This window comes from Streptomyces sp. GESEQ-35 (genome assembly GCF_017948485.1).
Taxonomy (GTDB): domain Bacteria; phylum Actinomycetota; class Actinomycetes; order Streptomycetales; family Streptomycetaceae; genus Streptomyces.
In genome coordinates this window covers 515,859-526,662 of the sequence record NZ_JAFFSX010000001.1, presented here as the reverse complement: position 1 = coordinate 526,662, position 10,804 = coordinate 515,859, and the positions used below count along the sequence as shown (strand labels likewise).

General features: G+C 72.5%; 1 protein-coding gene. It reads left to right on the top strand.

Annotated features, from left to right (window positions below; genetic code table 11):
* Complete coding sequence (locus KCH87_RS02385; RefSeq protein WP_210583636.1) at nucleotides 1–10,791, top strand: type I polyketide synthase; 10,791 nt, start codon at nucleotides 1–3, stop codon at nucleotides 10,789–10,791.
* Nucleotides 10,792–10,804 lie beyond the last annotated feature (13 nt).

Here is a 10,804-nt window from a genome sequence, read left to right as displayed (position 1 = left end):
GTGAGTGCGTCGTATGAAAAGGTCGTCGAGGCGCTACGGAAGTCGCTCGAAGAGGTCGGCTCGCTGAAGAAGCGGAACCGCCAGCTCGTCGACGCCTCCCGAGAGCCGATCGCGATCGTGGGTATGGCGTGCCGGCTGCCCGGTGGGGTGGCGGGTCCCGAGGACCTGTGGCGACTGGTGCGCGACGGCCGCGACGCCGTCTCGGACTTCCCCGAGGACCGGGGCTGGGACCTGGAGGGCCTGTTCGACCCGGACCCCGACCGTGCGGGCACGACGTACACCAGCAAGGGCGGCTTCCTGCACGAGGCGGGCCTCTTCGACGCGGACTTCTTCGGTATCTCACCGCGTGAGGCGCTGGCGATGGACCCGCAGCAGCGGCTGCTCCTGGAGACCTCCTGGGAGGCCATGGAGAGCGCCGGCATCGACCCGGTCTCGCTGAAGGGCGCCGATGTCGGCGTGTTCTCCGGGGTGTTCGGCCAGGGCTATGTAGCGCCCGGCGCCAGCGTGGTCACACCCGAGCTGGAGGGCTTCGCGGGCACGGGCGGATCGACCAGTGTGGCCTCGGGCCGGGTGTCGTATGTGCTCGGCTTCGAGGGCCCGGCCGTCACGATCGACTCGGCCTGCTCGTCGTCGCTGGTGTCGATGCACCTCGCCGCGCAGGCGCTGCGGCAGGGCGAGTGCTCCATGGCGCTCGCCGGCGGCGCCACGGTCATGGCCAACCCCGGCGCGTTCGTGGAGTTCTCGCGCCAGCGCGGGCTGGCCGCCGACGGCCGCTGCAAGGCGTTCGCGGACGGCGCCGACGGCACGGGCTGGGCCGAGGGCGTCGGCGTGGTCGTCCTGGAGCGCCTGTCGGTGGCGCGGGAGCGCGGGCACAGGGTGCTGGCGGTGCTGCGGGGCAGTGCGGTGAACCAGGACGGCGCGTCCAACGGCCTGACGGCTCCGAACGGTCCCTCGCAGCAGCGGGTGATCCGTGGGGCCCTTGCCAACGCCGGCATTTCCCCGGCCGACGTGGATGTGGTCGAGGGCCACGGGACCGGTACGGTCCTCGGTGACCCGATCGAGGCACAGGCGCTGCTGGCCACATACGGCCGGGGACGCGATCCTCAACAGCCGCTGTGGCTCGGTTCGTTGAAGTCGAACATCGGACACACCCAGGCCGCCGCGGGCGTCGCCGGTGTGATCAAGATGGTCCAGGCGCTGCGGCACGAGACTCTTCCCCCGACCTTGCACGTCGATGCACCGACGACGCAGGTGGACTGGTCCGCGGGCGCGGTGGAGCTCCTGACGGAGGCGCGGGAGTGGCCGAGCAACGGGCACCCGCGTCGAGCGGCCGTGTCCGCGTTCGGGGTCAGTGGGACGAACGCCCATCTGATCCTGGAGGAGGCTCCCGCCGAGGAGGCACGGCATTCGCTGGTGTCCGGTGGTGTGGTGCCGTTGGTGGTGTCGGCGCGGAGCGAGGGTTCGTTGGCGGGGCAGGCCGGTCGGCTGGCGGCGTGCATAGAGGATGCCGATGAGGTGTCGCCGGCGGGTGTCGCCGGCGCGCTGGTCTCTGGCCGGGCGCTGCTGAGTGAGCGTGCGGTGGTCGTGGCCGAGTCGGGTGCGGAGGCGTTGGCTGGGCTGGGGGCGTTGGCTCGGGGTGAGAGTGCGCCGGGTGTGGTGTCCGGGAGTGCCGGTTCGCCGGGCAAGGCGGTGTGGGTGTTCCCGGGCCAGGGTTCCCAATGGGCCGGTATGGGCCGGGAGTTGATCGACGAGTCGCCGGTCTTCGCGGAGCGGATCGCCGAGTGTGCGGCGGCGCTGGAGCCGTTCATCGACTGGTCTTTGGCCGACGTGCTGCGCGGCGACGCCGACCCCGAACTGCTGGAGCGGGTGGACGTACTGCAACCTGCCAGTTTCGCAGTGATGGTCGGACTGGCCGCTGTCTGGTCCTCGGTCGGGGTTCGGCCCGACGCGGTGCTGGGGCACTCGCAGGGTGAGATCGCGGCCGCGTGTGTCTCCGGTGCGCTGTCTCTGGAGGACGCGGCACGTGTGGTGGCGTTGCGGAGCCAGGCGATTGCCGGGCAGTTGGCCGGGCGCGGTGGCATGGCCTCGGTCGCGCTGAGTGAGAGTGAGGCGGTCGCACGGCTGGTGCCGTGGGCGGATCGGGTCGAGGTGGCGGCCGTGAACGGACCGTCCTCGGTGGTGGTGGCCGGTGACGCCGAGGCCCTGGACGAGGCGCTGGAGGCGTTGTCCGGTCAGGGAGTTCGGGTGCGGCGGGTGGCGGTGGACTACGCCTCCCACACCCGGCACGTGGAGGACATCCGCGAGACGCTTGCCGACACCCTCTCCGGTGTCGGCGCCCAGGCCCCGTCGATTCCCTTCTACTCGACCGTCACCGGCGAATGGGTGCAGGACGCCGGAGTCCTGGACGGCGGCTACTGGTACCGCAACCTGCGCGGCCAGGTCGGTTTCGGCCCGGCGGTGGCCGAGTTGATCCGGCAGGGTCACGGGGTCTTCGTGGAGGTCAGTGCGCACCCGGTGCTGGTCCAGCCGATCGCCGAGATCGTGGACGACGCCACGGATGTCGTGGTGTCCGGTTCCCTGCGCCGTGAAGAGGGCGGTCTGCGGCGGCTGTTGGCCTCCATGGCCGAGCTGTTCGTCCGAGGCGTGCCCGTGGACTGGACCGGCGTGCTGCCGGCCGGAACGACTTCGGCCGGCGTCGACCTGCCGACGTACGCCTTCGACCACCAGCACTACTGGCTCCAGGAGACCGGTTCGGCGACGGACGCGACGTCGCTGGGACAGGCTGCGGCCGACCACCCGCTCCTCGGCGCGGTCGTGCAGTTGCCGCAGACCGACGGCTTGGTGTTCACCTCACGCCTCTCGCTGAAGTCCCACCCCTGGCTGGCCGATCACGCCGTCGGTGGTGTCGTCATCCTCCCAGGCAGCGGGCTGGTGGAGCTGGCCGTGCGGGCCGGTGACGAGGCCGGTTGCGGGGTGCTGGAAGAGCTGGTGATCGAGGCGCCGCTGGTCGTGCCCGAGCAGGGTGGCGTACGGGTCCAGGTCGCCGTCGGCGCACCGGACGGGAATGGCTCGCGCGCCGTCGAGGTCTACTCGCAGCGCGAGGACGCTCCCGGTGACGGGGAGACGTGGACGCGGCACGCCACCGGCACGCTGTCGGTCGCGCCGTCGGCACAGGGTACCGATGTCGAATTCGCCGCCTGGCCGCCGCCCGGCGCCGAGCCCGTCGAGGTCGGCGACTTCTACAGCGACCTCGTCGAGCGCGGCTACGGCTACGGCCCGGCGTTCCAGGGTGTGCGCGCCGTGTGGCGGCGCGGGGAGGAGGTCTTCGCCGAGGTCGCCCTGCCCGAGGAGCAGCGCAAGGAGGCCGGCAGGTTCGGTATCCACCCCGCGCTGCTCGACGCGGCTCTCCAGGCCGCCACGATCGGTGCCGCGGACGGGGACGACTCCGGGGAGGCGGTGCTGGCGTTCGCGTGGAACGGACTGGCGCTGCACGCCGCGGGCGCCTCGGCGCTACGGGTACGGATCGCACCGAACGGTCCGGACGCGCTGTCGGTCCAGGCGGCCGACGCGGCCGGTGGCCCGGTGCTGACACTGGACTCGCTGGTGTCCCGGGCGGTGTCCGCCGAGCAGTTGGAGAGGCCGGCCGACACGGTGGTCGCCAACGCGCTGTTCCAGCTGGAGTGGAGCGAACTGCCGGATCAGGGGGCGGAGTTCGCGCCGCCATGGGTTCCGGTGACCACCCCCGACGACGTGGCGGCCCTGTCCGCGAGCGTCGGCGTACCGGCGGTGGTGGTCCTGGAGGCCGTCGGCGGCGACGGCGAGGACGCCGTACTCGCCCTGTCCTCCCATGTGTTGGGTGTGCTCCAGGCCTGGCTGACCGCGGACGGCCTCGAAGAGTCGCAGCTCGTGATCGCGACCCGGGGTGCGGTGGCCGCCGGTGCGGGGGCCGTGACGGACCCGGCCGGAGCGGCGGTGTGGGGTCTGGTGCGCGCCGCCCAGACCGAGAACCCGGACCGGCTCGTTCTCCTGGACATCGACCCCGCCGCCGAGGGCGGTGTGGACTCGCTCCTGGACTCCGTGCTGGGGCCGGTGGTGGCCAGCGAGGAGCCCCAGATCGCCGTCCGCGGCATGGTCCTCTCGGTCCCGCGGCTCGCCCGTACCACCGGTCAAGTCGCGGAGACACCCGCGGTGTTCGGGCCGGAGGGGACCGTTCTGGTCTCGGGCGCGGGATCGTTGGGCTGCCTGGCGGCCGGGCATCTGGTCTCCCGTCATGGCGTACGACACCTCGTGCTCGCCAGCCGTCGCGGCCCGGACGCCGAGGGCGTGCGGGAACTTGTCGCCGAACTCACCGAGCAGGGCGCGACGGTCTCGGCCGTGGCCTGTGACATGTCGAACCGCGAGCAGGTCGAGGCGCTGCTGGCCTCGCTGCCCGACGAGCACCCCCTGCGCGGTGTGGTGCACACGGCCGGCGTCTTCGACGACGGTCTGATCGGGGCGCTGACCCCGGAGCGGCTCGCAGGCGTCTTCGCGCCGAAGGTGGACGCCGTACGACACCTCGACGAGCTCACCCGCTGCCTGGAGCTGGACGCGTTCGTCGTGTACTCGTCCGTGGCGGGCCTGTCCGGAGGCGCCGCGCAGGGCAACTACTCGGCGGCCAACGCCTTCCTGGACGGCATGATGAGCAGCCGCCGGGCCGCGGGCCTGCCCGGTCTGTCCCTCGCCTGGGGCCTGTGGGAACAGTCCCTCGGCATGGCCGGCCAGCTCAGCGCCGTCGACCAGGCGAGGGCCGGCCGCCACGGTGTGCTGGAGATATCGGCGGCCGAGGGCATGGAGCTGTTCGACGCCGCGACGGCATCCGCACAGGCCCTGCTGGTGCCGGTCAAGCTGGACCTGCGGGGGATACGGGCCGACGCGTCGGCCGGCGGGGCGGTCCCGCTTCTGCTGCGCGGTCTGGTGCGGACCGGACGGCAGCAGGCCCACGCGGCGAGCACCGTTGGCGAAGGCAGGCAGCTGTCCGACCGGCTGGCCGGACTCGCGGCCGCCGAGCAGGAGGCGCTGCTTCTCGACCTGGTGCGAACCCAGGCCGCGGTCGTGCTCGGGCACAGCGGGCCGGAACGTGTCCGGCCGGACACCGCGTTCAACGAGGCCGGATTCGACTCGCTCACCTCGGTGGAACTGCGCAACCGGCTGCGCGAGGCGACCGGTCTGAAGCTTCCCCCCACGCTGGTCTTCGACTACCCCACCCCGCTGGTCCTCGCCCGCTATCTGCGCGAGGAGTTCGGTGACGTGGCGGCACCGGAGCCGGAGGCACCGGCTACCGTCACGACCGACACGAACGAGCCGCTCGCCATCGTCGGGATGGCGTGCCGGTACCCGGGCGGGGTCTCCTCGCCCGAGGAGCTGTGGAAGCTGGTCGCCGACGGCGTCGACGCCGTCTCGGACTTCCCCGAGGACCGGGGCTGGGACCTGGAGGGCCTGTTCGACGCCGACCCCGACCACGCGGGCACGTCGTACACCAGCCAGGGCGGCTTCCTGCAACGGGCGGGGCTCTTCGACGCGGGGTTCTTCGGTATCTCGCCGCGTGAGGCGCTGGCGATGGACCCGCAGCAGCGGCTGCTCCTGGAGACCTCCTGGGAGGCACTGGAGGGCGGGGGTATCGATCCGACCGTGCTGAAGGGCACCGACGTCGGCGTGTTCACCGGCGTCTCCGGTCAGGGCTACGGCGGCAGCGACGTCACACCGGAAATGGAGAGCTTCGCGGGCACGGGGCTGGCGTCGAGTGTGGCGTCGGGCCGGGTGTCGTACGTCTTCGGCTTCGAGGGTCCTGCGGTGTCGGTGGACACGGCGTGCTCGTCGTCGCTGGTGGCGATGCACCTCGCGGCGCAGGCACTGCGGCAGGGCGAGTGCTCGATGGCCCTGGCCGGCGGCGCGATGGTGATGGCAACACCCGCCACCTTCATGGCGTTCTCCCGCCAGCGCGGCCTGGCCGGGGACGGCCGCTGCAAGGCGTTCGGGGACGGCGCCGACGGAATGGGCCTGTCCGAAGGCGTGGGTGTCGTGGTCCTGGAGCGCCTGTCGGTGGCGCGGGAGCGCGGGCACAAGGTGCTGGCGGTACTGCGCGGCAGCGCACTGAACCAGGACGGCGCGTCCAACGGCCTCACCGCGCCCAACGGCCCCGCGCAGCAGCGGGTGATCCGGCGGGCTCTGGCCAGTGCGGGGCTGAGCCCGGCGGACGTGGATGTGGTGGAGGGGCACGGAACCGGTACGGCGCTGGGCGATCCGATCGAGGCGCAGGCGCTGCTGGCCACGTACGGCCGGGACCGGGACCCGGAAAAGCCGCTGTGGCTGGGGTCGTTGAAGTCGAACATCGGCCATGCACAGGCCGCCGCGGGTGTCGCCAGTGTCATCAAGATGGTGCAGGCTCTGCGCCACGGCGTGATGCCCCCGACGCTGCACGTGCAGCAGCCCACGTCCCAGGTGGACTGGTCCGCGGGCGCGGTGGAGCTGCTGGCCGAGGCGCGCGAGTGGCCGCGCAATGGCGCTCCGCGCCGGGCCGGGGTCTCGTCGTTCGGCGTCAGCGGGACGAACGCCCATCTGATCCTGGAGGAGGCGCCCGAAGAGCAACAGACGCCTGCCGAGGAGGCACAGCAGCCGCTGGTGTCCGCGGATGTGGTGCCGTTGGTGGTGTCGGCGCGGAGCGAGGGTTCGTTGGCGGGGCAGGCCGGTCGGCTGGCGGCGTTCATCGAGGATGCCGATGGGGTGTCGCCGGCGGGTGTCGCCGGGGCGCTGGTCTCCGGCCGGCCGTTGCTGAGTGAGCGTGCGGTGGTCGTGGCCGAGTCGAGCGATGAGGCGTTGGCCGGGCTGGGGGCGTTGGCTCGGGGTGAGAGTGCGCCGGGTGTGGTGTCCGGGAGTGCCGGTTCGCCGGGCAAGGTGGTGTGGGTGTTCCCGGGCCAGGGCTCGCAATGGGCCGGTATGGGCCGGGAGTTGCTCGACGAGTCGCCGGTGTTCGCGGAGCGGATCGCTGAGTGTGCGGCGGCGTTGGAGCCGTTCGTCGACTGGTCTTTGGTCGATGTGCTGCGTGGTGATGCTGAGTTGGAGCGGGTGGATGTCGTTCAGCCCGCCAGTTTCGCGGTGATGGTGGGTCTGGCGGCGGTGTGGTCGTCGGTGGGTGTGCTGCCGGACGCGGTGTTGGGTCACTCGCAGGGTGAGATCGCGGCCGCGTGTGTGTCCGGTGCGCTGTCCTTGGAGGACGCGGCACGTGTGGTGGCCCTGCGGAGCCAGGCGATTGCTTCGCAGCTGGCGGGGCGGGGCGGCATGGCCTCGGTCGCGCTGAGCGAGAGCGAAGCGGTCGCGCGGCTGGTGCCGTGGGCGGATCGGGTCGAGGTGGCGGCCGTGAACGGCCCGTCCTCGGTGGTGGTCGCCGGTGACGCCGAGGCCCTGGACGAGGTGCTCGCCGCCCTCTCGACTGATGGTGTCCGGGTGCGTCGGGTGGCGGTGGACTACGCCTCGCACACCCGGCACGTGGAGGACATCCGCGACACCCTCGCCGACACCCTCTCCGGCATCAACGCCCAGGCGCCGATGCTCCCCTTCTACTCGACCGTCACCGGCGAATGGGTGCAGGAAGCCGGTGTTCTGGACGGCGGCTACTGGTATCGCAACCTGCGCGGAAAGGTGGGTTTCGGCCCGGCGGTGGCCGAGTTGATCCGCCAGGGTCACGGAGTCTTCATCGAGGTCAGCGCTCACCCGGTGCTGATCCAGCCGATCACCGAGATCGTCGACGAGAGCGACACCGGGGCTGTGGTCACCGGCTCGCTGCGCCGTGAAGAAGGCGGCCTGCGCCGACTCCTCGCCTCCATGGCCGAGCTGTTCGTCCGCGGCGTGCCCGTGGACTGGACCGGCGTACTCCCGGCCGGAGCTGCCCGGTCGGCGGGTGTGGACCTGCCGACGTACGCCTTCGACCACCAGCACTACTGGCTCCGGACGGCACAGGCCGCCACTGACGCGGCGTCGCTGGGACAGTCGGCGGCCGATCACCCGCTCCTTGGCGCGGTGGTGCGGTTGCCGCAGTCCGACGGGCTGGTGTTCACCTCACGCCTCTCGCTCAAGTCGCACCCCTGGCTGGGTGATCACGTGGTGGGCGGACTTGTACTCGTCCCCGCCACGGGACTGGTGGAGCTGGCCGTGCGGGCCGGCGACGAGGCCGGCTGCGGAGTGCTGGAAGAGCTCGTGACCGAAGCGCCGCTGATCGTGCCCGAGCAGGGTGGCGTACGGGTCCAGGTCGCCGTGGGTGCGCCGGGCGAGAGCGGCTCGCGCACCATGGAGATCTACTCCCAGCGGGAAGACGCTTCCGGTGACGGGGCAGCGTGGACGCGGCACGCCACCGGAATGCTGGCGCCCGCCACCTCGGCCCGGGGAACGGACTTCGACTTCGCCGCCTGGCCGCCGTCCGGTGCCCAGCAAGTGGATCTGGACACCGGCGACCTGTACGAGGGTCTGCTCGAGCGCGGCTACGCGTACGGTCCCGTGTTCCAGGGTGTGCGCGCGGTGTGGCGGCGCGGCGAGGAACTCTTCGCCGAGGTCGCCCTGCCCGAGGAGGAGCGCAAGCAGGCCGGCGCCTTCGGCCTGCACCCCGCGCTCCTCGACGCCGCCCTACAGGCCGGGACGTTCGCCGTCGCGGCGGACACCGCGGAGGAGGAAACCGGGCAGCCGGTGATGCCGTTCTCGTGGAACGGACTGGTGCTGCATGCCGCGGGTGCCTCGGCACTGCGGGTGCGGGTCGCGCCGAACGGCTCGGACGCGCTGTCGGTCGAAGCGGCCGACGCGACCGGCAGCCCGGTCCTGACGATGGACGCGCTGGTCATGCGGGCGGTGAACATCGAGCAGCTGGGTGCCGCGGCGGCGGACGAGAGCCGCGACTCGCTGTTCGCGGTGGAGTGGACCGAACTGCCCCCGGCGCAGCCGGAGCCCGCGCCCCCGTGGGTGCCGGTGGTCTCGGCCGATGACATGGTCACCCTGGCCACGAGCGGCAGCGTGCCGGCCGTGGCGGTGCTGGAGGCCGTCGGTGGCGACGGCGAGGACGCGGTACTCGCCCTGGCCTCCCGGGCGCTGGGCGTGGCGCAGGTGTGGCTGGCCGCGCCCGGTCTTGAGGAATCGCGCCTTGTGGTGCTGACCCGGGGCGCGGTCCCCGCCGGTGACGGCAGGGTGACCGACCCGGCCGGAGCGGCGGTGTGGGGGCTGGTCCGCGCCGCGCAGTCCGAGAACCCGGACCGGATCGTCCTCCTCGACACGGACCCCGACGCCGAGGGCGGCGTGGAGCCGGTGCTGGATGCCGTCCTTGCCGCAGTGGTGGCGGGCGGCGAACCGCAGATCGCGGTGCGCGACACGAGCCTCTTCGTGCCCCGGCTCGCCCGCGCCACCGGCCAAGTCGCCGACGTGCCCGTGGTGTTCGGGCCGGAGGGCACCGTCCTGGTCTCGGGCGGCGGGTCGCTGGGCGCGCTGGCGGCCCGGCATCTGGTCGCCCGCAACGGCGTACGACACCTTGTCCTCGCCAGCCGTCGCGGGCCGGACGCCGAGGGTGCGCAGGAGCTGGTCGCCGAGCTCACCGAGCAGGGCGTGGCGATCTCCGTCGTGGCCTGTGACGTGTCCGACCGCGCGCAGGTCGAGGCGCTGCTGGCGTCGATGCCCGACGAGCAGCCCCTGCGCGGTGTGGTGCACACGGCCGGTGTGTTCGATCCCGGCGTGATCGGGGCCCTGACCCAGGAGCGGCTGGCGGGCGTGTTCGCGCCGAAGGTGGATGCCGTACGACACCTCGACGCGCTCACCCGCGGCCTGGACCTGGACGCGTTCGTCGTCTACTCCTCCGCGTCGTCCGTCTTCATGGGCGCCGGCAGCGGCGGTTACGCGGCGGCGAACGCCTTCCTGGACGGGCTGATGGACAACCGCCGAGCGGCGGGCCTGCCGGGGCTGTCGCTCTCCTGGGGTCCGTGGGAGCAGCTCACCGGCATGGCCGGCAACATCGACGACCTCACCAGGAACCGGATGAGTCGGCGTGAAGGGCGTGGGGGAGTGCTGGCGCTCCCGCCCGCCGAGGGCATGGAGCTGTTCGACGCCGCGCTCGGCTCCCAGCACTCGCTCCTCGTGCCGGTCAAGCTGGACCTGCGGGCAGTGCGTGCCGACGCGGCGGCGGGCGGCGGAGTGCCACATCTGCTGCGCGGCCTGGTCCGCGCGGGCCGGCAACTGGCGCAGACGGCCGGCAGCGGTGGCGAGCAGCGACAGCTCTCCGACCGCCTGACCGGACTCACCGCGGCGAAGCAGGAAGCTCTGCTCCTCGACGTGGTGCGTGCTCAGGCCGCGGTCGTGCTCGGGCACAGCGGGCCGGAGAGCGTCCGGCCGGACACCGCGTTCAACGAGGCCGGATTCGACTCGCTCACCTCGGTGGAACTGCGCAACCGGCTGCGCGAGGCGAGCGGCCTGAAGCTCCCCGCCACGCTGGTGTTCGACTACCCGACCCCGGCGGCGCTCGCGGGCTATCTGCGCGACGAACTCGCCGTCGACGAGGCGTCCCCTGCCGATGCGGTGCTGGCCGGTCTCGCCGGTCTGGAGGCGGTCATCGAGTCCGCGGCACCCGACGAGGAGGCCCGCGAGCGGATCACCGTACGCCTGCGCGCGTTGCTGAAGGCGGCCGAGACGGCGGGCGATCCCGGCCCGTCAGACGCGGACACGTCCCACGAGGATCTCGAAACCGCCAGCGACGAGGAGCTGTTCGCGCTCTTCGAACGGCTCGACTGAGTCGCACCCATAC